The sequence below is a fragment of the Spirosoma migulaei genome (assembly GCF_054776855.1).
Genome location: NZ_BAAHBG010000027.1, coordinates 431,991 through 454,786, shown reverse-complemented (window position 1 = coordinate 454,786; position 22,796 = coordinate 431,991). Strand labels below are relative to the sequence as shown.

18 protein-coding genes are annotated in these 22,796 nt (G+C 47.7%); 11 read left to right on the top strand and 7 right to left on the bottom strand.

Annotated elements, in window-relative coordinates:
• Positions 1–67 precede the first annotated feature (67 nt).
• From ACYVGO_RS26775 to ACYVGO_RS26765, 3 genes are all read left to right on the top strand, one after another.
• Entirely contained in the window at positions 68–2,074 is a 2,007-nt protein-coding gene (locus ACYVGO_RS26775) for an FAD-dependent oxidoreductase (RefSeq protein ID WP_460971899.1), read from the top strand.
• A gap of 169 nt (positions 2,075–2,243) precedes the next feature.
• The gene (locus tag ACYVGO_RS26770) at positions 2,244–3,455 is read left to right on the top strand and encodes a pyridoxal phosphate-dependent aminotransferase (protein ID WP_460971898.1); all 1,212 of its coding nucleotides are present in this window, start codon (positions 2,244–2,246) and stop codon (positions 3,453–3,455) included.
• Positions 3,456–3,713: 258 nt separating this feature from the next.
• On the top strand, positions 3,714–4,514 hold the full coding sequence (locus ACYVGO_RS26765) for an LOG family protein (RefSeq protein WP_142772865.1): 801 nt from the start codon (positions 3,714–3,716) through the stop codon (positions 4,512–4,514).
• Between the two features lie 103 nt (positions 4,515–4,617).
• Here the strand turns inward: ACYVGO_RS26765 and ACYVGO_RS26760 are convergent, their stop codons facing one another.
• Both ACYVGO_RS26760 and dnaB read right to left on the bottom strand, forming a co-directional pair.
• Positions 4,618–5,193, bottom strand: a complete 576-nt coding sequence (locus ACYVGO_RS26760; protein WP_460971897.1) for a DUF2911 domain-containing protein — start codon at positions 5,191–5,193, stop codon at positions 4,618–4,620.
• Between the two features lie 169 nt (positions 5,194–5,362).
• Entirely contained in the window at positions 5,363–7,990 is a 2,628-nt protein-coding gene (gene dnaB / locus ACYVGO_RS26755) for a replicative DNA helicase (RefSeq protein WP_142772867.1), read from the bottom strand.
• Positions 7,991–8,350: 360 nt separating this feature from the next.
• Between dnaB and ACYVGO_RS26750 the strand changes: the two genes are divergently transcribed.
• The 5 genes from ACYVGO_RS26750 to ACYVGO_RS26730 all read left to right on the top strand — a co-directional run bounded on the left by ACYVGO_RS26750 (position 8,351) and on the right by ACYVGO_RS26730 (position 14,140).
• Positions 8,351–9,316 (top strand): PhoH family protein, encoded by a 966-nt coding sequence (locus tag ACYVGO_RS26750; protein ID WP_142772868.1) that lies wholly within the window; start codon positions 8,351–8,353, stop codon positions 9,314–9,316.
• Positions 9,297–10,655, top strand: coding sequence for a M43 family zinc metalloprotease (locus ACYVGO_RS26745; RefSeq protein ID WP_460971896.1), 1,359 nt, complete (start codon positions 9,297–9,299; stop codon positions 10,653–10,655). The genes ACYVGO_RS26750 and ACYVGO_RS26745 overlap by 20 nt, the downstream gene beginning before the upstream one ends.
• A 207-nt stretch (positions 10,656–10,862) precedes the next feature.
• Positions 10,863–11,315 (top strand): GNAT family N-acetyltransferase, encoded by a 453-nt coding sequence (locus ACYVGO_RS26740; RefSeq protein WP_460971895.1) that lies wholly within the window; start codon positions 10,863–10,865, stop codon positions 11,313–11,315.
• Positions 11,312–13,495 (top strand): ComEC/Rec2 family competence protein, encoded by a 2,184-nt coding sequence (locus ACYVGO_RS26735; protein ID WP_460971894.1) that lies wholly within the window; start codon positions 11,312–11,314, stop codon positions 13,493–13,495. Before ACYVGO_RS26740 ends, ACYVGO_RS26735 begins: the two co-directional genes overlap by 4 nt.
• A 36-nt stretch (positions 13,496–13,531) precedes the next feature.
• Positions 13,532–14,140: a Uma2 family endonuclease gene (locus ACYVGO_RS26730; protein WP_460971893.1), complete on the top strand. Its 609-nt coding sequence runs from the start codon at positions 13,532–13,534 to the stop codon at positions 14,138–14,140.
• A 90-nt stretch (positions 14,141–14,230) separates the two neighbouring features.
• Here ACYVGO_RS26730 and ACYVGO_RS26725 read toward each other — a convergent pair whose 3' ends face one another.
• From ACYVGO_RS26725 to ACYVGO_RS26715, 3 genes are all read right to left on the bottom strand, one after another.
• Positions 14,231–15,676, bottom strand: coding sequence for a tetratricopeptide repeat protein (locus ACYVGO_RS26725; protein ID WP_460971892.1), 1,446 nt, complete (start codon positions 15,674–15,676; stop codon positions 14,231–14,233).
• 111 nt (positions 15,677–15,787) lie between these two features.
• Positions 15,788–16,348 carry a hypothetical protein gene (locus ACYVGO_RS26720; protein WP_142772874.1) on the bottom strand — a complete coding sequence of 187 codons (561 nt, stop codon included), beginning with the start codon at positions 16,346–16,348 and terminating at the stop codon, positions 15,788–15,790.
• 77 nt (positions 16,349–16,425) lie between these two features.
• Positions 16,426–16,980 carry an ABC transporter permease gene (locus ACYVGO_RS26715; protein ID WP_460971891.1) on the bottom strand — a complete coding sequence of 185 codons (555 nt, stop codon included), beginning with the start codon at positions 16,978–16,980 and terminating at the stop codon, positions 16,426–16,428.
• 116 nt (positions 16,981–17,096) lie between these two features.
• Between ACYVGO_RS26715 and ACYVGO_RS26710 the strand changes: the two genes are divergently transcribed.
• Both ACYVGO_RS26710 and ACYVGO_RS26705 read left to right on the top strand, forming a co-directional pair.
• A complete protein-coding gene (locus ACYVGO_RS26710; RefSeq protein WP_142772876.1) occupies positions 17,097–17,771 on the top strand; it encodes a TetR/AcrR family transcriptional regulator in 675 nt (224 codons plus the stop codon).
• A gap of 81 nt (positions 17,772–17,852) precedes the next feature.
• The gene (locus ACYVGO_RS26705) at positions 17,853–19,178 is read left to right on the top strand and encodes an ABC1 kinase family protein (RefSeq protein ID WP_142772877.1); all 1,326 of its coding nucleotides are present in this window, start codon (positions 17,853–17,855) and stop codon (positions 19,176–19,178) included.
• Positions 19,179–19,283: 105 nt separating this feature from the next.
• On the opposite strand, the gene ACYVGO_RS26700 is transcribed toward ACYVGO_RS26705, so the two are convergent.
• Entirely contained in the window at positions 19,284–20,306 is a 1,023-nt protein-coding gene (locus ACYVGO_RS26700; protein ID WP_460971890.1) for a Gfo/Idh/MocA family protein, read from the bottom strand.
• A 73-nt stretch (positions 20,307–20,379) separates the two neighbouring features.
• Here ACYVGO_RS26700 and ACYVGO_RS26695 point away from each other — a divergent pair, with 73 nt between their 5' ends.
• Entirely contained in the window at positions 20,380–21,498 is a 1,119-nt protein-coding gene (locus ACYVGO_RS26695) for a glycerate kinase (RefSeq protein ID WP_460971889.1), read from the top strand.
• 88 nt (positions 21,499–21,586) lie between these two features.
• Here the strand turns inward: ACYVGO_RS26695 and ACYVGO_RS26690 are convergent, their stop codons facing one another.
• Positions 21,587–22,795, bottom strand: coding sequence for an FAD-dependent monooxygenase (locus ACYVGO_RS26690; protein ID WP_460971888.1), 1,209 nt, complete (start codon positions 22,793–22,795; stop codon positions 21,587–21,589).
• Between the last annotated feature and the right edge of the window lies 1 nt (position 22,796).

The window sequence follows — 22,796 nt, the reverse complement described above, 5'->3', positions numbered from 1 at the left end:
CCGTTCAATTGAAAAAATCTTTGTGTTCTCTGCGGCTCTGTGTTCAATAAACCCTTTCAAATCAAGTATGAAAAAACTACTAATTCTCTTTGTCTGCATTCCATTAGTAGCTAGAACTGTAGTTGCCCAGAATTCCCCGGTTACCGTTGATATCTGTGTGTATGGTGGTTCATCGGCGGGAGTTATTGCAGCTTATACGGCGAAGAAAATGGGGAAATCTGTGATCCTGATTGAGCCCGGACGGCACCTGGGTGGCCTGACTACGGGCGGACTGGGCTATACAGACATTGGAAATAAATACGCCATTTCGGGTATTGCCCGGGATTACTACCGGCGGATCGGTAAACACTACGGTAAGTTTGAACAGTGGATTTTTGAGCCCCATGTTGCGGAAGATCTGTTTAAAGATTACGTTAAACGGGCAGATGTTAACGTCCTGTATGCCTACCGACTCGTGTCGGCAACGAAGCAAAACGGATCGATTCAAAGCATAACCCTGGAGCCCTCGTCGGGGAGTGGAGGGAATCGGGTGATCAAGGCTAAAATGTTTCTCGACTGTACCTACGAAGGGGACCTGATGGCCAAGGCGGGCGTTAGCTATACCGTTGGCCGCGAAGACAACAAGCTGTACGGGGAAACCTACAACGGTGTTCAACTGCTCGACAAGCATCAATTTGCCGATGGGGTAGACCCCTATAAAATTCCCGGCAAACCCGAGAGCGGTTTATGCTGGGGTATTAGTCCGGCGGCTTTGCAGCCCATCGGTAGCGGAAATAAACAGGTTCAGACCTATAATTTCCGTATCTGTTTGACCAGCAATCCGGCCAACATGATCCCGATCACGAAGCCAGAAGGCTACGATTCAACCCACTATGAATTGTTGTTGCGGGCTATAGAGAAAAACCCCAAGCTGGCGTTTAACACCATCCTGAAGCCTGACTGGATGCCGAATCAGAAAACGGATATCAATAATAATGGCCCGTTTTCGACCGACATGATCGGCATGAATTATGACTTTCCCGAAGGCAGTTACCAGCGTAGGGCCGACATTCAGCGGCAGCATGAATTGTATAACAAAGGCTTACTCTATTTTATCGGCCATGATCCACGGATGCGCCCTGATATTCAGGCTGAAATGCGCAAACTAGGCTACCCTAAAGACGAATATACAGACAGCGGGAACTGGTCAACCCAAATGTATGTGCGGGAAGCCCGGCGTATGATTGGCTACTATGTGATGACCCAGGCCAACTGTCAGGGGCGCAACGTAGTGACAGACGGTGTGGGAATGGCTGCGTACACAATGGATTCACACAATTGCCAGCGGATCGTGATCGAGAAGAACGGACTAAAAATGGTTAAAAACGAGGGCGATGTTCAGGTAGGCGGTTTCCCTCCATATCCGATCTCGTACCGATGCCTGATTCCGAAAGAAAACGAATGTAAAAACCTGCTCGTACCGGTTTGCCTCTCAGCCACGCATATTGCGTATGGATCTATCCGTATGGAACCCGTATTTATGGTACTGGCCCAGTCGTCGGCGGTGGCAGCGAGCATGGCCATTGATGGAAAAACATCGGTACAGGCCATTGATGTGAAGAAGCTCCAGGCGGAATTAAAAACCAACCCTTTGGCGGATGGCAGTACGTCAGAAATTTTGGTGGATAACGATGATACAGCCCATACAACCCGTACGGGTGACTGGACTCGCGACAACAACCCTAAAGGCGCTTACGGGCCAAGTTATTTTACCGCGAAAGCTGCTGATGGAGAGGTGAAAACAGTTCAGTTTAGCCCTGCTGTAACAAAAGCAGGGGACTACAATATCTATATTTATTTTCCGAAGCTTATGGGAGCATCTGGTAAAACAACCATTACCGTTTCGGATGGTAAACAACGCAAAGACGTAACTATCCGTGAGGCTGATATCCGGGTCGAAGGCCAGACATCGGGTGAGTGGGTGCCACTCGGTTCGTTTACGCTAACGCCGGGTCAGAAAAGCTATGTTGAGGTATCAACGAAAGAGGCCGACGGAGTTGTAGTGGCCGACGCCGTGTTATTCGTGCCTAACTAACGGTTTCTATCTGAAATTGCGTGCTGCCGTGGAGTCGGTTAGTAGTAACCGACTCCACGGCAGCACGCAATTTTTTCTATACGAGCGACATACCTAAACTTCTCAGACAGTTCCGTACTTTTGCGGCATGGAATTAGCGTGCATAGACGAAGTAGTAGAAGTGCCTGGTATGGAAATACTTAAAAGCGATCGGCTTACCCATCTGAAATATGACATTCGGGGCCCTATTTACGAGAAATCACTTGAACTCGAAAGTCAGGGTTACAAAATCATCAGCCTGAACATTGGCAATCCTGCCACCTTCGGTTTCGACGCCCCCGACGAAATCGTCCACGATATAATTCTGAACATCCGCAATGCGCAGGGCTATTCCGACTCGCGGGGGCTATTTGCGGCCCGTAAGGCGGTCATGCACCATACCCAGAATATTGGTCTCCCAGGTATCGAAATCAACGATATTTACATTGGTAACGGGGTAAGTGAGTTGATTATGCTCTCCATGCAGGCGCTCCTCAATGAAGGGGATGAAGTACTGGTTCCATCACCCGATTACCCACTCTGGACGGCTTCTGTAGCGTTTTGTGGAGGCAAGCCTGTTCACTATGTCTGCGACGAAGCGTCCGATTGGAACCCCGATCTGGTTGATCTGGAACAAAAAATTACACCCCGCACTCGGGCTATCGTTGTCATAAACCCGAATAATCCAACGGGTGCTGTGTACGACAAAGCCGTATTGGAAGGAATCGCCCGTATTGCCGAGCGGCATAAACTGATCGTTTTTTCGGATGAGATTTACGACCGGATTCTATACAATGGAGCTGTCCATTTTCCAATCTCCAAGATGATTAATGATACGCTCTGCATCACCATGGGCGGATTGTCGAAAAATTACCGGGCGGCTGGTTTTCGGGGCGGTTGGATGATTCTGAGCGGTGCTCGGAAACGAGCCAAATCATACATTGAAGGGCTGACCCTGTTAGCCAGTATGCGGTTGTGTGCGAACGTGCCTACACAATATGCCATTCAGACGGCTTTGGGAGGCTACCAGAGTATCAATGATCTGGTGGTTCCAACGGGTCGTTTATACAAACAGATGATGCTCGCTTATGAGCGGATGACGGCCATTCCGGGCGTTAGCTGCGTAAAGCCTAGAGGTGCTTTGTACATTTTTCCGAAAATTGATCTGAGCCAGTTCCGCCTGGACGATGATGATGATTTTGTGCTGAATCTGTTGACTGAGCAAAAAGTGCTCGTTGTGTCTGGAAATGGCTTCAATTACAAACAAAATGATCACTTCCGAATTGTTTGTCTGCCAACAATCGATGAGTTGACCGTTGCCATGGACCGAATCGAGCACTTCCTGGAAAGCAGACGAAAGTAAGCGGCTATAAGGTATAGTTACACACAAAAGGGCTCGACTAGTCGAGCCCTTTTGTGTGCCAGGTCATTGCAGTTGGGAGGCTAAAGGGCATTCATAAATGCATGAAACGATTTTGTTGACAAAGCTGTTAATAGATTCCTTCTCAGTAATAAATCTCGTTGGCATGGCTGACAACGAAATTTTTAATTAGTTTAGGAGACTGGTATATCTTAAAATAAGTGAGTACGATTCGCGCCCACTGCCTTTTTTAGTACATAAATGGACGAAACGAAAGAGAATGTTCATCGCTCTGAAACGCAGAGCACCGAACGAATTGCCAATGATTTACCCAAGCGCGACGAGTTACTGCTAACACCCGACGAACAACGCATTAAAGAAGCCTTTCAGGATCACGACTGGAATGAGATAAAAACCGCAGACTCCTGGGTCATCTTTAAGGTGATGGCTGAGTTTGTCGAAGGCTTTGATAAATTAGCTAAGATTGGACCCTGCGTGTCCATTTTCGGTTCAGCCCGTACCAAGCCTGACAACCCATACTACAAAATGACCGAAGAAATAGCGGCCAAACTGGTTCGGCATGGGTATGGTGTTATTACGGGCGGTGGTCCCGGCATAATGGAAGCTGGGAACAAAGGTGCCTTTGAACAGGGTGGAAAATCGGTTGGACTAAATATAAAACTGCCCTTTGAACAGCATAGCAATATTTATATCGACCCCGATAAGAGTATCAACTTCGACTTCTTTTTTGTTCGGAAGGTGATGTTTGTCAAATATGCGCAGGGCTTTGTTGTTATGCCTGGCGGCATGGGCACACTGGATGAGTTGTTCGAAGCAATGACCCTGATTCAGACCCGAAAAATTGCCCGTTTTCCAATCGTATTGGTTGGGAAGTCATACTGGCAGGGGCTAATCGACTGGATTACCAATGTCATGCTGGAAGAGCAACATAATATTAATGCAGAAGATATGAAGTTGATCAGTATTGTTGATACGCCCACGGAGGCTGTCAAAGTCATTGACGAGTTCTACAACAAATATCTGCTGAAGCCAAACTTCTGATAAATGTTATTGAACACAGAGCCACAGAAAACACAGAGATACAATTGATAATTCTCTATGTTCTCCGTGGCTCTGTGTTCAATAAAGCAATGTGTTTAATACCCTAGAATGCAACTGGTACTTCAACCAGCGTATTGTCCCAGGCAATCATCATAATTGATTCCTTGACGTTTTCGCCCGCCTTTTTGAACTGGATCGTTAGGTTTTCAACCAGCTCGTCTGATTTTTTAACCGGGGCTGTTACGCGCAACACGTCCAGATTTTCTTTATAACTATAGGCGCCCCATTGATCTAAGTCACTGTTGAAGATAAGCGTCCATTCGGTTTCAGTAGGAATCGCGTAAAGCGAATAGACCCCTGCTTTGATCTTTTTACCCTGAACGGTGGCGTCCGTAAAAAACTTCACCTCCGTAGCTTCATTAGCGCCTACCCGCCACACTTTCCCATACGGGGTTAGTTTGCCAAATACCTCTCGTCCATTCTTAGCCGGTCGGCTATACGTTACGCGGGCAAACACCTTATCGCCGACTTTAGCTGGGGCAAACTTGCGATCATGGGCAAAATCGTCCGGATAATAGGCCATGTCCATCGGACTTTTGTCGAGGCCTCTCAATTTTTGGGCTTCGGTAGTGGTACTGAAACAGATAAGCAGGCAGGCGAGTACACCAATTAATTTCATGTTTGTGAGATGGTAAGTGAGAAGAGAAAATGATGAATAGCTTGAAATGAGCAAACTAAAAATAGTTTAACCACAGAGGCACAGAGAGCACAGCGTTTTACCTGTAAAAATATAAGTACATTAAAACTCTGTGCTCTCTGTGCCTCTGTGGTTAAAAAAACTCAGATTCTTAAAACGGAGTTTCCTGACTTGGATCGGCATTGCCGAAGTTTGTCATCGTGTTAGCTTTGCTTTTGAAAACACTTCCAGCCGACGGTGGAGCCTCAAAACTGCTTAGCCCATTCACATCAGGAGCAAAACCCTGCGCCTGAACCGGCTCGAAGTAGGAATCAAGGTCGCAGAACTTGGTGAACTTACCGATGAATTTAAGCTGGACCGTATCAAGGGAGCCACTCCGGTTTTTAGCGATAATTACTTCCCCAATACCCACCGTAGAGTTGCCATTTTCGTCCTGCGTAATATTGTAGTATTCAGGACGATACAGGAAGCAAACCATGTCGGCATCCTGCTCAATAGATCCTGATTCACGAAGGTCGGAAAGTTGTGGTTTCTTATCACCTCCCCGGGTTTCAACGGCCCGGCTCAACTGCGAAAGGGCAATAACCGGTACGTTCAGTTCTTTCGCCAGATTCTTGAGTGCCCGCGAAATGGAGGCAATTTCCTGCTCACGGTTACCACCCATTCGGCCCGATGAATCGCCGGACATGAGCTGAAGATAGTCAATCACGACCATCTGAATATCGTGCTGCGCTTTAAGACGTCGGCATTTTGCCCGTAGTTCCAGAATGGATAGGGCAGGGGTATCGTCAATAAAAATGGGAGCCTCAGTCAGTCGTTGAATCTTGTGGTGCAACTGCGTCCATTCATGCGGAGCCAGCGTACCCTTCCTGATTTTCTCCGAATCAATTTCCGCTTCGGCCGAGATCAGACGATTCACCAACTGTACCGACGACATCTCCAGCGAGAAAATCGCAACTGGTTTTCCGTGGTCAACAGCCGCGTTTCGGAGGGCCGAAACGACGAAAGCCGTGTTATGCGTCACGGTCATGTCCTCAAGTAGAAACAAGCGATTACCGTCGATTGAGAAACCGTAGTAGTCATCAACCTTATCGTACTCAACCTGAATGCCGGTTACGCGCCAGTCGGCCCTTGCTTTAAGTGGACGAGCTTTTTTGCGCTCAATACGTACCGGAATTGAATCCAGGTTACCAAAGATGCGGAGTCGATAGACTGTTGACGCATAGCCAATCTTGGCAATCGTAGCTTGTTTTTCCTTTAATGAGCAGCGAAAACCAAGGGTATCGCAAAGATATTTTAACTGCTCAGCCAGTTCCTTATTCTTCTGGGTAATCTCGTAGCAATTGAATTCTTCCTGATAATGACCATCGCTATCAACAAGTCCGGCCAGCAGTTTTAATCTGTTTTCTGTCGAATTGATGAGGTATCTATGCGGAATATGCTTGTTTTCAATGATGGAGAGGCCACGTAATTGTTCTTGTATATTGAATCTGGCCGGACGCTGTCCATATTGGGCACCTCCACGCTGGCCAGACGTAATCGCATAATTAGCTGTCCGGTTGGGTTGCTGATATGTGACCATTTTCAGGCCAAGATCATCGGCGTAGGTTTGCAGGTAATCAACAACTTCGCTATCTACATTTGTAATACGAGAGCTATAGGCATGCCCATCTCCGAGCCATAACCCTACAAAGTAGGGATCGAGTGGAACGGTTTGCTCAGGAAACTCAACCGCAACTTTATAGCCTTTATAGTTGGTTTTAAACTTATCGGATTTCGTCAGGTAATCACGAACCGTGATGTTAAGCACATCTCCTTTTGTATGTCCGCCTTCGTTTCGGCTCCGTTTCAGTGATAAGATATGACTTTCATTTACCCGATAATCGATGCCTTTATTCTGTTTTACCCAGTACATTCGTTCCTGACCACGGGCAATAGAGAGCACTCGCCGGGGCGTTGAGTCGTCGCCCATCAGCAGGTCGCCTTCACGAACATCTTCAACTTTACGAAGCGAGCCATCGAACATGACAACTTTGGTGCCTTTGCCCAGGCACTTGCCCATCGCTGGCCTGGCTGCCAAAATGATCAGTTCCGTAGGTTGCCAGCCCGATGTAACACGGTCGAGATTAGTGAAACCCGATGGTACACCCGTTAAGCCTTCCTGATTTTTTTTGGTTTCGAGTTCATTAAGCGCCATCCGAACAATGGTACTCATGTCCGCATAGTTCTTCTTGATGTTCGATTCCGAAATCTTGAAGAGCGACTGTTCGGTGCGGTCGAGGAGTTCGAATACGTCAGTAGTATCCTCGTAGGCATCGCGCAAAATCGTCGATGACATGGCAATCAGCGCCCGTTTAAGGGCCTGCTCCGATACGATACGGGCATGGTACTCGATGTTGGCCGCCGAGTTAACCCGGAACGTAAGTTCGGCCACAAAACCACCTCCACCAATGAGTTCAATCTCACCAGTTTTACGAAGCTGATTCGTAACCGTTAATAAGTCGATTGGATCCGAGTTGCCGAACAGGGTCAGAATAGCCTGATAAATGCGCTGGTGGGCCTCTTTATAAAACGTCTCAGGCTTCAGAATGTCGACAACCGAGGATAGGGCGTCTTTTTCGATCATTAACGCACCCAGGACTGCTTCTTCCAGATCTAATGCCTGCGGTGGAAGCTTACCGAGACCCGTGTCGAGCCAATGATTTCCGGCTTGTTGCCGACCTCCGGCGAAAGCCGATGGTTTACGAAGGTGTTGATTTGGGCGGGCGTTGTTCTCCATGACTTACTGCAAGTTTACGCAATCATCCTCGCAAAAGGCAACTTCGGTTAAGCCAACGTATAGACCTCGACTGTACCAAAACGTTCGTAACATTCTGGTAATGTTGATGCTATAACGCCAAAAAAATTTTCGTTTTTTTAAGCAACGGTTGTGGGCGGGATTTGCGTACATGATACAGAAACTAAGCAGCGAACTGTATGTCAGCAAGATAAGTATTTATAACCAGTAAATATGGGTTTTGTACAAAAAAGTAGTACCCGGCAGGAAAATAAGAGCAGCGAATAATTTTTTGGTAAAACGTGTTGTAGAAGCAAAGAAATCGCTTACTTTTCGGAAATCACACGTAAACCTATTCATCGTTTGGTCGAAAAAGTCATTACCCTCGACAATGTATCGCTCATCGACTTTCTGGGCGTAGAAAACCACAATATTAAAGAAGTGGCAGCTGCGTTTCCCATGAGCAAAATTATTTCACGCGGCAACGAAATCCGAATCAAAGGGACAACACCCGAGATTAGCCGCATCAGCGACATTCTGGAATCGCTGATGGAACACTATCAGAAGTATGGTAAAATAACCCAGGAAAATATCCAGAATTACATCAGCCATAGTGGGCAGCCCGTTAATGGTGGTAGCACAGCTCCACCCGTTATACCCAATGATGATGAAGTACTGGTTTATGGTAATCGGGGCGTTGTGGTTCGGGCCAGAACCGATAATCAGAAACGGCTTGTTGAGGCTGCCGAAACACATGATCTGGTGTTTGCCATTGGGCCAGCGGGTACGGGTAAAACCTACACAGCGGTTGCCATTGCGGTACGGGCGTTAAAAAACAAAGAAGTCAAGAAAATTATAATTACGCGTCCGGCGGTTGAAGCAGGGGAGAACCTGGGTTTTTTACCAGGTGATCTGAAAGAAAAAATTGACCCCTACCTAAGGCCAATTTATGATGCGCTCGACGATATGATTCCGGCTGAAAAGCTTAAGTTTTATACCGAAAATCGGATCATTGAGATAGCACCACTGGCGTATATGCGGGGACGGACCCTGAACAATGCCTTTATTCTGCTCGACGAAGCGCAAAACACGACGCCGATGCAGATGAAAATGTTTCTGACCCGGATGGGGCCAACCTCAAAGGCAATCATTACGGGCGATCGGTCGCAGATTGATTTACCCAACCGGCAAAAGTCCGGTTTGATTGAGTCGGTGGAGATTTTGAAAAACATCAAAGGAATTTCGTTCGTTGAGCTGGACGGACGTGATGTGGTACGGCACCGGCTCGTTCGTGAAATTATAACAGCGTATGATAAAGCAGGGCAATAACAGCCTGATGAGTAACAGGCGAACCGGCTGGCATTGGCTGGCCGGTTCGCTTTTCTGTTTACTGACATCTGGGGTGGGGGCGCAGTCCCTTCAGGAACCGATCGTTAACCGATGCGCAACGGTCGAACATGAACGAATCTTACAGCAACGGGACCCCAACCGATTTCGGCAACTGACAGAGCTGAACGATCGGGTTGAGCAGGCACTGGCGAAGCAAAAATCACTTCGTCAACAAGCAGACAACACGATTTACCGTATTCCGATTGTTGTGCACGTGGTTCATAACACAGCCTCATTAGCCATTGGGGGAGCTAACAATGGAAATATTTCTGAGGCACAAATAGCCTCCCAGATTGCCGTATTAAACGAGGACTACCGACGTAAGGCAGGCACTAAGGGCTACAACACCAGCCCCATTGGGGCCGATGCAGGCATAGAGTTTTTCCTGGCTACCAAAGACCCGTACGGGCAACCAACTACGGGTATTACACGACATTACTACCCTCAAAAAGCATCGTTCAATATTTTTAACGACGATTCGCTATTGTCGCAAATTGCCTACTGGCCCAGCGATCGGTATCTGAACATCTGGGTGACAACCCTTCAGGATGATTATTTGGGATACACGCAGTTTCCAACAATGGCTGACACGCTGAAGGGGTTGCCTACAACGGCGAATGACCTCACCGATGGCTCGATTATCGATCACCGGACGTTTGGCCGGCAAACAGGTACGGTTAGTCGGTCATTGTACCTACTGGGCCGAACGGTTACGCACGAAATCGGTCACTGGCTGGGATTGATCCATCCGTGGGGAGATGGGAGTGGATGCAATGAGGATTATGTAGCCGATACACCCCCCATGGCTGACGGATCAACCGCTCAGCAGACCTGTAAGCAAACCTATTCCAATTGTGATGGGAAGGGACAGGTTCGTGATTTGATGGAAGACTACATGAATTACTGGCCAGATGCCTGCATGAATCTGTTTACGGCAGGTCAGGTCGCCCGGATGCGGTCGGTACTGGCACTGAGTCCACGACGGGCCCGATTGATCAAATCGGTTGAGTCGCCCTTACCCGAAACAGAAAACCTGACCCTGACGGTTTATCCAAACCCCGCCACTACTGACCCTACGGTTGATGTTCAGCTCAAGGGGTTTCAGTCATTCAGTGTAGATTTATACGATACAGCAGGTCGTCAGTTACGAACAACGGCTTATACCGATTCCCCCAGTACACGGGTATCACTTTCAGTAAGTGGATTACCAACAGGTGTGTATATTGTGCGGGTAAAAACCGACAGCGAAATCGCCAGTAAGCGTTTGCTGGTGCCGTAGTGTTTAACATGTGAGGTTTGATGTCTGAAGTTTAGGCATTAGTAAACACTATTTTTACTAGTGCCTGGCCAAACTAACTTCTTTGGTTTCTACTAGATACTCTTGTTCATCTTGTACTATATAGAGCCGAGGGGATCTGTAAGAATTAAACTGAGCGAGTACTCGCGCTAACGTCAAACTTCAGACATCAAACTACAAACTTCTTTTATGATTAACGTTTTACCTATTTCAACACCTGCCGATCTTGACACTGCCTTTGCTATTCGCCGAAAGGTGTTTGTGGAAGAACAGCATGTTTCGGCAGCGGAAGAATATGATGAGTTTGAGGAGAGTAGCACTCATTTTCTAGCCTTTTCAGAAGGTATCCCTTGCGGAACAGCCCGTTGGCGTCGAACATCGAACGGTGTTAAATTAGAGCGGTTCGCTGTGTTGGCCGCTTTTCGGGGGAAAGGTGTCGGTAAGGCATTAGTTCAAGCTGTCCTGGATAACGTATTCAGCCAGCAGCCTGAACCGATCGAGCGCATTTACTTACATGCGCAGGTAACAGCGATGCCGCTATATAGTGGGTTTGGGTTCGTTGCGGTTGGCCCCATGTTCGAAGAAGCGGGTATCCAGCATTATAAAATGGTACTTCCGGGCTCTGCGTATGCTAAGGAATGAAGGGTCAGCCATTTGTTCGCTATGTAGCCGCTCTGATTGCGGGTATTAGCCTCTATGTGTTCCTGCCCAATTGGCCAATGCTACCCATTTGGGGGCTGGTTATAGGCCTGGGACTGTTCATTTCTGGCTTTTTTCGTACAGTCGGAAACATAGGCAGGCCAATCCAATCATGGGCGGGTATAGGTGGATTACTTATGCTGGCAGGTTTAGGCTGGGCTATTACCTATCAACGAACCGCCAGCAACCGACCCGATAACATCAGTCACTTAGCTGATACGTTACAAGCCTACGAAGGTGTCGTTTCGGCTCAGCCAGAGGAGCGGTCAAAAACTTACCGTGTTGAACTGGAAATTCGCCAGGCCACGTTTGGCCGGGCCATAGTTCATCAAGTGGTACTGGATCAACAACCGATTGCAAGGTCTAGCCAATCAACAACTACATCCTGGAAGCCTGTAAGTGGTCGGGTAATTGTGTACCTCGACAAGGCGGACCAGCCTATGCCGCGCTATGGCGAGGTTTGGCTGGTATCAGGCTCACCCCGGCCCATTGATCCGCCACTGAATCCTGGTGAGTTTAATTACAAACGGTACCTCAGCTACCGGAATATTTATCACCAGCAATACCTGCGCCCCTTCCAACGGCAGATTCTGGGGCTGGACCCTCCCAACCGAATTACTCAACTGGCCACCCGTGTGAATCGCTGGGCCGATAGTGTGTTTACCCATCAGGTAGGTGCCCGAGCCGAATATGGAATTGTGAACGCGATGATTCTGGGTAGTCGGGATGACCTTGACACTGAGCTCTACCGGGCGTATTCGGCAGCAGGAGCCGTACATATTTTATCCGTATCGGGTTTGCACGTGGGTATTCTGTTTCAGGTGCTAACCGTATTGCTTGGCTTTCTGGCTAAACGACGGCATGGTAAACTTCTGATGGCTGGCCTTCAACTAGCCATTTTGTGGTTTTATGCTCTTGTCACGGGTTTTTCGCCCCCTGTGCTTCGGTCAGCGGCCATGTTTACGATGGTGATTCTGGCCAATGCGTCGGGTCGGCAACAGCAGATCCCGAATACGTTAGGGGCATCCGCATTTTTCATCCTTTGCTTTGATCCTTACGCCTTATTTTCGGCGGGATTTCAGTTGTCTTACCTGGCTGTGGCGGGCATTAGTGCCTGGCAGTCTTCGCTCTATCAGTCAATAACCTTTCGTTATAAATGGGCAAATAAACTTTGGGAGTTAACGGCGGTTGCCCTTGTTGCACAGTTAATTACGTTTCCGTTAGGTGTCTTCTATTTTCACCAGTTTCCAACGTATTTTCTAGTGGCGAATCCGATTGTCATCGTGATGTCGGAGATTCTGTTGCCATTGGCTATGGCTACCTTAGCTTGTAGTTGGGTTCCTTATCTGAATGATACAGTAGGGTGGTTGTTGCAGAAAACGGCCTGGTTGCTCAACTACGCCGTTACCAAGACGGGTCAATTGCCCGGTGCGGCCTGGGATGGGCTCTGGCTATCACCTATAGCCATGCTCCTGATTTATACGGTTATTCTATGTGGTGCGGCTCTATTGTTAACCCGAAATCGTGTTTATGTTTGGGCAACGGCTGCGGCTGCGGTTTTACTGGCGATGATAACCGGTTGGGAGGAGTATAGTCAGCAAAATCAGCAACAAGTAGCTGTTCATTTTTTACCCCATCGAACTGCTGTGAGCCTGACCTATGGCCATCGAAGCACCCTGCTAACCGATATGGATACAAACGATACACGTTCGTTTGATTTTTATCTCAAAAATACCTTTGGGCAGTGGGGTGTGAAGGAGTTGACGATTGCCCATGTGAAACGATCCGACAATGCAGTGGACTCACTGACTGACATACCTAACTACTACCGAACACCTGCGTATGCGTTGTGGGTTTGGCATGGTAAGACACTCTTATTGGTTAATAAACTGTCTGGTCAAAATCGGTGGCGATTACCGGCTGTGGTGGACTACCTGATCATCCGTCGAAATGCCTTACAGCATTGGGATCAACTCAACGGTCGCGTTGTAGCTCGGCACATTATTTTTGATGATTCGAATAAAACCCCTCTGACAGACAAGCTCTTAGGCGAGGCCAGGCAACGTGGAATTGCCTGTTATTCCGTACGGCAAATGGGAGCGTATGTGGCCGATCTGGATTGATTTTGGTTATATTTACAATGTTAAGATACTACGGCAATGACAATCAGTATTGCAAATTTACCGGAAGAACAACGGCCTACAACCGTCGAGTTTGCCAATTATCAGATGGACGATGATGCGTTCTACGATTTTTGTCGTCAAAACGAACATCTGAAATTTGAGCGCGAACCCAACGGAATTATTACTGCTATGCCAAATACAGGCAGAAAAACTGGGAATCGAAATACAAAAATTATATCTAGATTAGATTTTTGGTCTGAATCGTTTGGTGGACTCGTATTTGACTCATCGACAGCATTTAAATTCCCGAATGGAGCAGTACGCTCGCCCGATGCTGCCTGGATAAGTGATGCCCGTTGGGATTCGCTAACGGCTAGTCAACAAGAGAAGTTTCCGCCAATTGCTCCTGAGTTTGTAGTTGAGTTAATGTCAGCAACGGATTCAATTGCGAATGCAAAAGAAAAAATGCAGGAATACATTACCAATAATGTATTATTAGGCTGGCTTATTGATCCTAAAAATGAGGAAGTAATGATTTATCGGGCAGATGGTACCATTAGTAGGCATACCAACTTTGAGCAGCCTATTACAGGTGAAGATGTACTGCCAGGGTTTGAATTTAATTTACGATTACTGCTACGTTAGCAACCATACGCTGGATTTAACTGAGACGGGCTGCTTTTAATTAGTTAAGCAGCCCGTCTTTATATTTTCAATTCGGTCAGTAAGTTAATTCTATCGTGTGTACAATGCCCCTTTTGCAATGGTAGACTCGTATTCATAATTGATCGTTTCTAAAAACTTGCCGGTTACCCAGCCAATATCCGCATTTCGGACAAATACGAAACGTTTTGGGCTTGAAGTTGACGAATACGCTTTCATGATAGAGTCCAGCCATAAGGCACCAGCAATAAGTTGTTTCTCTGTTAGCAAGTTTTGTAAGGTGGTTACGTCCTTCTCCACTTTGCTACGGGTGGCCGGGTCAATTACGGCATTCAGATTAGGTTTCGTTAGCTCTTTGTAGTCTGTCAGGACCAGGCGTTTAAACCGTTCTACATCGTCTAGTGTAATAGGGACAGCCGTAACATTGGCTCGTTCAGGATGAAGGTAAGTAACCAGTGCCCAAACAATATCCCCACCAACGCCTACTGTATTCCGCTGTTGTAGCCCTTTGTTGTTGGTGGTAAAGCGGTTGCTAAAAATAGAGTCTGCCATTGATTTAATGACCCGTGGCGCTTCCTTTTTGTAAGCATCCATAGTCAGTGAGCGTTTGGCTTCGATCTGGGCAACCAACGAGTTCGTACCAACTGGGAGGTTAATTCCATGAAACGTTTTGGACGCAGGGGTAGAGCCTTGTTCGAAATAGCCGCCAACGGTACTGTTCTTGCCGAGGTCCAGAGCCGAGGTTGTAGGCCATACCTTACGTGGAATTGCTCCCGTGGTAAATAACTCCGCTTCCCGGTTGGCGGTCAATGAGGTGTCGATTTTTAGATTACTGTTGGGAAGTGCCCGCGACAATTGATCGTACACTTTTCGGCGGCTGTCGGGGTTGCGGGCCAATTCCTCCCGGACGTCGTTACTCAGAACGATAAAGACGCGCTCATTCGGAATGTTGTACCGCTTAATGGAGTCCAGACAGGATCGTAACGCATCCTGCTCCGCCCGAAACCCACCCGATGCATCAGCGAACAACGTTTGAGAAGGGTTGGCAATATCCGCAATCGACTTTATGTCTTTCTCATAAAAATCAGTTTCGTATTTCGTTTTGAGGATCGCCAGTTTAATGCTTGACAAACCAATCTGGATACCAGCATACAGATTTTTATTCGACAGACTTCGGGCAATTTCATTGACACCCCAGGCACTGGCCACATACTTGAGTTTGAGATACTGAGCACCAGCCCGTTCGAGGTAGCGTAAGGCTGTAGTTGTATCCTTCAGATCCTGGTACGAAAGGCCTAATAGCTCATTGGTGACGGCTTCCCAATACAAACTACTCGTTTTTGTTGCGGGTAAAGCCCGTTGGAGCAGGTTGATGGAGGCATCCGGCTTATCGACTTCCCGAAGGGTAATGGCTAGTTTAATATACCGAATGGCCTGGTGCAGACTTGTGGCTTTCTGCGAGAATCCAGTATGGCTTGAGCAACTGAGTAGGAAAAGTAAAATTAATAAGCGTTTCATAAGCAGGGCGAGTAAAATTAGGGTTACCGCCACACTTACGTAGTAAATCAGCAATTAGACTTATTGACTTAAGGAAAATTAGCCTGGATCAGCAAAAATGATTGTATGGAACTAGGGTTGGCTGGGTGCCTTGCTCAGCGAGTCTTTCTTAGGGGCGGGTGGCCGGAATCCACCAATTTCCTTCTGCATATCCGGTTTTTGGGACTGATACATAGTCCATTGTTCGGGCGTAAGGATAGGCTTTAGTTTTTCTTCTTTTTCTTCATTGAACATCAGCATCACTTCCCGGATCTGTTTGATCGTTTCGGGAGAAGGCCGACCACCGCCACTGGCACCAACAATATCTTTGATAGCATCCTGTTGCTGGCTGGCGTATTCATTGTTGAGGTGTTTGACTTCTTTCAACTGATCTTTGGTCAGAGACAGGTGATCTTTCAGCCATTTAGTTTCCTTCATGGCCATATCACCAGCAATATTCGGTACCGAGGAGCGTGGGCTGCTGGGCATCTGCTGCTGATTCATACCACTCATACCGCCCATCCGGCCCCCCATGCCACCACCGTATCCACCCCCTCCATAGCCCCCATACTGGCCAAAACACTGGCTATTTATCAATAGACCTGTGCTCAGGCATACAATGCAGAATAGAGTAAAGCGGGTTGACAAGTTCATGAGTACGGCTTCTAGTGACAAATACGATAACTGAAAGGCGAAGTTCGGAAAAAAAATTAAAGAATTTCGAAAGCAGGCTATCGGATAGGGGACTTATCGAGAGACTTGATACGAACCTGTAGGTGAGGCTCTTCTCCATCGGGTACAATCACAACGATGTTATTGGTTAGCGTTTCGCCATTTTCAAAGGTGTGACTTGGCTGGGTAGGTAACGTGGTCGAAAGGGTTTTGCCCTCTCCTCCATCCATATTTTTAGCCGAGGCTGTGTAGGAGGTTGACGTTGGTCGGGCACGGAGGGTAATTGTTTTCGAAGTCAGTTTCGCTCCCGTTGCATTTAAACAGTCGAACCGGGCCAGCAGGTCCTGATCCCGCACACCAAAAGACGTTTGCCGGGGATTGAAGAGTTTAGTCACTCCACTTTTATTAGTGGCATAGACCGTAAGTTCGTACCGTTTGAACGTACCTAAGTGACTCAGTTCTTTTTTGCATTCGTTACGAATTGTATAGCCGTATTCAATGCCATTGATTTCGGCTGGTTTGTTGATGGCTATTTCATAAGCTTGTTGAGCAATTGCCGGAGAAACCAGACCAACGCCCAATAAAAGAAGCAGGAAAACAGAGCAGTTCTTCATGCGAAAATCAATAGGACAAATTGTATCCGAAATTTACAAGAAAAACAGATGTAAACAGTAGGATATTGTGGAAAGGTTGACAAACTTTTCTGATGTACAGACCGTTGCTCTTGTATATGGAAACGCTCGAAAAAATCCGTAAAGCCTACACGGAGTACGTACTTGAAAACGGGAAACAACCCACCTCTGTCTTCCAGTTTGTCAAGAAATTGAAAATTGCCGAAGCCGACTTCTATACCGAGTATGCATCCTTTGATGCCATTGAAGCCGACATCTGGCTTACTTTGTTTAAAGAAGCCAAAACAACTGTTGAAGCCGACGAAACCTATCAGGGCTACTCTGTTCGGGAGAAACTGCTGGCCTTCTATTACACCTGGATCGAGTTACTAAAAGCCCAGCGCAGTTTTGTCGTATATAGCTATGGACGTATGGGCATGGAGCAAGGGACAGGGAGCATGGGGAGGAAAGTACAAGGCTTTGGGCGTACGAACCAATCGCAGGTGCTTAGCTTATTCAAAGAGGAGTTTTTTGATTATGCCCGCGATTTGCTGGCCGAAGGCCGGGAAAGTAAAGAAGTAGAACCCCGCCCATTTATCACCGACCGTTATCCGAACGCACTATGGGGCCAGACCCTCTACCTGCTGGACTTCTGGGTACGCGATGTGAGCAAAAACTTTGAAAAAACTGATTCGGCTATCGAAAAATCAGTCAATACCGCCTTCGACCTCATTGGCCGTTCGCCCCTGGATACCCTGTTCGATTTCGCCAAGTTTATGTACCAAAATAAATAATTAATGTGTAATGCATAATGTAAAATGGACAATGGCAAAGAGCCCGGTGCATTATACATTATGCATTGATCATTTTACATTATGAAAAGCCAAACCTCCGTTCCGACCACCAAAGTTGCCCGTGCCAGCCAGTTTGTGAAAGCCGGAGTAAAAGTGGGCGGGAATTATATTAAGCATTACAGCAAAAAGCTACTCGACCCGAGTTTGTCGAAGGATGAACTGCACAAAGACAATGCGGCCGATATTTACGACGCACTCAGTGAGCTGAAAGGCTCAGCTCTGAAAATGGCCCAGATGCTGAGCATGGACCGGGGCCTGCTTCCCGTGGCTTATTCCGATAAGTTTACCATGGCGCAGTACTCAGCTCCTCCGTTGTCGGGGCCGCTTGTGGTGAAAACGTTCAAGACCTATTTTGGCAAGACACCCGCACAATTATTCGATAAGTTCGATATTCAGGCGGTGAATGCGGCTAGTATCGGACAAGTGCACCAGGCCTTTAAAGACGGTAAAAAGCTGGCGGTTAAGGTCCAGTATCCGGGTGTTGCCGATGCCGTCAGTTCTGATTTAAAGATTGCCAAACCACTGGCTGTTCGACTATTGAATTTGAATGAGCGCGATATTGACCGCTACATGGGTGAAGTAGAGTCGAAACTGCTGGAGGAAACGGATTATGATCTGGAACTTCGCCGGTCAATTGATATTTCTGAGGCCTGTGCGCATATTCCTGATCTGGTATTCCCGAAATACTACCCCGAATTATCCTCCAAGCGGATCCTGACCATGGACTGGCTCGATGGGCTTCATCTGAAAGAGTTTCTGAAAACCAACCCTTCTCAGGCTGTTCGGAACCGTATTGGGCAGGCACTGTGGGACTTTTATGATTTTCAGATTCATTCGCTCCGACAGGTTCATGCCGATCCGCATCCGGGTAATTTCCTGATGCGGGCAGATGGGACAATGGGCGTTATCGACTTCGGTTGTGTAAAGGTGATTCCGGATTTTTATTACGATAACTACTTCCGGCTTGTCAATCCTGATACACTCGAAGACCCCGATCTCACCGAAGAGATTTTTGAAAATCTGGAGTTCCTGACGGATGCTGATTCGCCGAAAGAGCGGGTATTTTTCTCTGATTTATTTAAAGAAATGACCCTCATGCTGGCTGAACCCTTTGCCGTCGATTCCTTTGATTTTGGCGACGATTCGTACTTTACGAAAGTCTATGCCTTTGCCGAAGGGCTGACCAATGTGCAGGAATTGAAAAATTCAAAAGTAGCCAGAGGATCCCAGGACGGCCTGTACGTGAACCGAACCTACTACGGTCTGTATGCCATGCTAAATGAATTAAAAGCCTGCGTAACGACTACCAAACCCGAGTGGCTACGCTCGAAGAAAGAGCTGGTGTAGTCAAAAGTGGTCATAGATAGTCAAAGTGGTCGGAGATGGTCAGAGTAGTTATAGATAGTTAGAAGAACTACTCTGACCATCTCCGACCACTTTGACTAGATACGATTAACGCTCTGCCGATTGGTAAATCCGTTCGATGATTTCCTGTAAAATGGCGCCTTGTTCCGCCGTACAAACGTTTGACGGTTTGCCATGGCATGCATCCAGAAAAGCGGCTGTGTTTTTCAGTTGAATATCAACTTCCTCCAGATACGGAAATTGAATATCGGCCAGCTCGCCAGCCACTTCGGTATGAAGGCTGAACGGAAATAACTTTACCCCGCCTTTACTGCCAAACAGTTCCAGATTGCGATCCTTATCCACCTGCGTATTGAGCGCAAACGAAGCCGACAGCATGATCGACGCTTTGTTGGGAAACGAAATGTAGGCTGTTGCTGCATCTTCAACCTCAAACGTAGCGGGATTCCAGGCACCCAGTAATCCTTTGCCACCAGCTTTTCCAATAAAATCGTATGTATTCCCCAAAACCTGATCGGGAGTAGGGTAACCGAGAGCACACAAGGCCAAGTCCAGCACGTGAACGCCCAGGTCCATTAATGCGCCACCACCCTGCATGGCCTTATTGGTGAAATAACCCCAGCCCGGAATTCCCCGCCGACGAAGAAAATGTGCTTTGATATGATAGATTTCGCCCAACAGTCCATCATCTTTGCAGCGCGTCAATAACGCCCATTCACTCGTTTGCCGAAGCTGGAAATTATACGCCAGAACAAGGCCTTTCTGAGCGGCCAGTTCGGCCATTTCGCGGGCGTTTTTAGCATGTATAGCAGGGGGCTTCTCGCAGAGAACGTGACAGTTGTGGTTCAGGGCCTCCATCGTTTGTGGATAGTGAAGGTTGTTGGGCGTGCAAATGACTACCACATCCGGTGCGCACTGACTGTATAGTTCGCCAGTATCCGCAAAGGCGTTGGTAATACCATGTTTGTCGGCCAGGGCACGGGCTTTTGTTAAGTCGCGGCTGCAAACGGCTACAACCTCAACCTGATCGGATAACTGGTTAAGCGCGGGAATATGATTCGTATCGGCAATATTGCCACCACCAATAATGGCTGCTTTAAGTAAGGACATAATTCTAGAGAAGGCAGTAAATCGAATTGGCTGCCAACTTACTCACTAACCAAAGGATACACAATTATTGACAATGAAGATTTTACTGGCGCCGGACAAGTTCAAGGGTTCTCTGACTGCTTCGGAAGTATGTGCGGCAATGGCCGAAGGGATTTTACTGGCCAATCCAACGGCCGAAGTGTTATCTGTTCCAATGGCGGATGGGGGAGAAGGTACGGCCGATGTACTTACACAGGTTACCCAGGGCGTATGGCATACCCTAACCGTTCAGGGCCCGCTGGGCCATCCGGTCGAAGCGGGTTACGGTATTTCGGGTGATGGTAAAACTGCGTTTATCGAGATGGCCCAGGCATCGGGCCTGCGATTGCTTCAATTTGCAGAGCTCGACCCATTTCAGGCCAATACATTTGGCACTGGTGAATTGATCGCGCACGCCATCCAGCAAGGGGTTGAACGAATTGTGCTGGGAATTGGCGGTAGTGCTACCAACGATGCCGGAACGGGCATGGCAGCTGCGTTGGGTTGGCAATTTCTTGATCAATCAGGCCAGCTATTACGCCCCTGTGGGGGGAATCTGGGCGAAATCCAGACGATTATTCCACCTGAATCTGCCTGGGAAGGAATGGTCGAAGTCGCCTGTGATGTCACGAATCCGCTGGTCGGCCCACAAGGGGCAACATATATATACGGTCCTCAGAAAGGAGCCAAACCGGCTGATTTGCCCAGACTGGATGCGGGAATGAAACACTGGGCGAAGATTGTTCATGACCAGTTTGCCATTGATTTAGCCGACATGCCTGGTGCGGGTGCCGCGGGTGGATTAGGTGCCGGTGCTGTTTTATTCCTGAAGGGTCGCCTGACCGAAGGGGTTAATCTGCTGATGAAAGATACCCAGTTGGCCGAAAAAATGGCGGGCGTAGACCTCGTTCTCACGGGCGAAGGGCGGATCGACAATCAGACCTTACAGGGTAAACTCATTGCAGGAATTACCCGATTGGCGGGAGAACGAGGTATTCCCGTAGTAGCGTTGTGTGGCTCTTTACAACTCAAGCCAGATGAACTGGTTGAGCTGGGTTTGACAAGTGCCTTTTCCATCATGCCCGGCCCAGCCAGTTTAGAAGAAGCCATCGCAAATGCCGCCGATTATATGAAACGAGCATCGTTTCAGGTCATGCGATTATTGACCTTATAAAGTTGTGTATACGGGAAGAGAGGATGGCCCAACCAGCTCCAAATTGCAGTGGTTAGTAAGTTTTTATAACTACCGAGTCAATTTATTGTCAGACGCTCGTGTTTTTCCAGTAATCAGGGAGTATGATTTTATCTTCGGTTGGATCTTTAGTTTTACTACTAAACAAATCGGAAATTCGTTTGACCAACCGGCTGGAAATGAGCCTAATTCCTGCGTAAAATAAAGAGATGCCGAATTTGGTTTTTGGATGTGCTGCCCAGGGTGCGCCCGGAGGCAACTTCTGCACCTGATTGACATAGGGACGCAGGAGGCTTTCATAGGCAGCAAACGCTTGCCTGTAATCGGCGTTTCTTGCTAATTCACCGGCAAGCACATAAGCTCCTACAATGGCAAGACTGGTTCCCATTCCACTAAGGGGAGAAGGGCAAAAGGCGGCATCTCCCACCATAGCACATCGACCCTCCGACCATCGAGGGGCCATCACCTGACTGATGCTATCAAAATAAATATCCTGGTTGGCATCGAGTTCGGCTAGAATTCGGGGTGCCTCCCAGCCTGCATCGGCAAACTTCTTTTTTAGAATTTCCTTCTGCTCAGAAACTGGCAATCGTTCGTATCCTTTCGGGTCTGACAAAAATGAAAAGGAAACCCGGGTTGTGCCTTCGTTGTCTGGCCGAATGAAGATTACCCGTGACCCTGGTGCGTTGTACCAACGTGCCCAGTTCGTATCGGTTGCTGAGCGTGGAATGGTAAAATACGAAATGTAAAGACCTAACGGCCGAATAGTGGGTTCATCCCCAAAGAGTAACGTACGCGTTTTTGAACGGATGCCGTCTGCACAAATGACAAGGTCAAACTGCCGTTCAATACCGTTCTGAAATGCTACAGTAACGCCAGTTTTTCCTTCCGTCAACTGAACGATCTGTGTGCCAAATATATACTCGACCTTATCTTTCGTCAGGTCGAAAAGCAGTTTAGCCAGATCTCCCCGAAGAATCTCCAGTTCACGAGTTCCTACAGTTGATTCACCTTTCGGGAGTTCGGCTTTACTAATGTTGTGTTCATCTACGAAACATACGCCCAACTCACCTGTGTTTGCCGCACGAATGTCGTCTTCGATACCCATCAATTGGACAATTTTTTGGGCGGCCCCGGTTATGTCAATATTCTGGCCACCCAGTCTGAGTGAGTCTGCCCGTTCCACTATGGTGGTTTGAAAGCCAAAACGAGTAAGCCAGAAGGCCAGGGTGGGGCCGGCAATACTTGCCCCGGAAATAAGCACTGTTGTTGGCTTCATG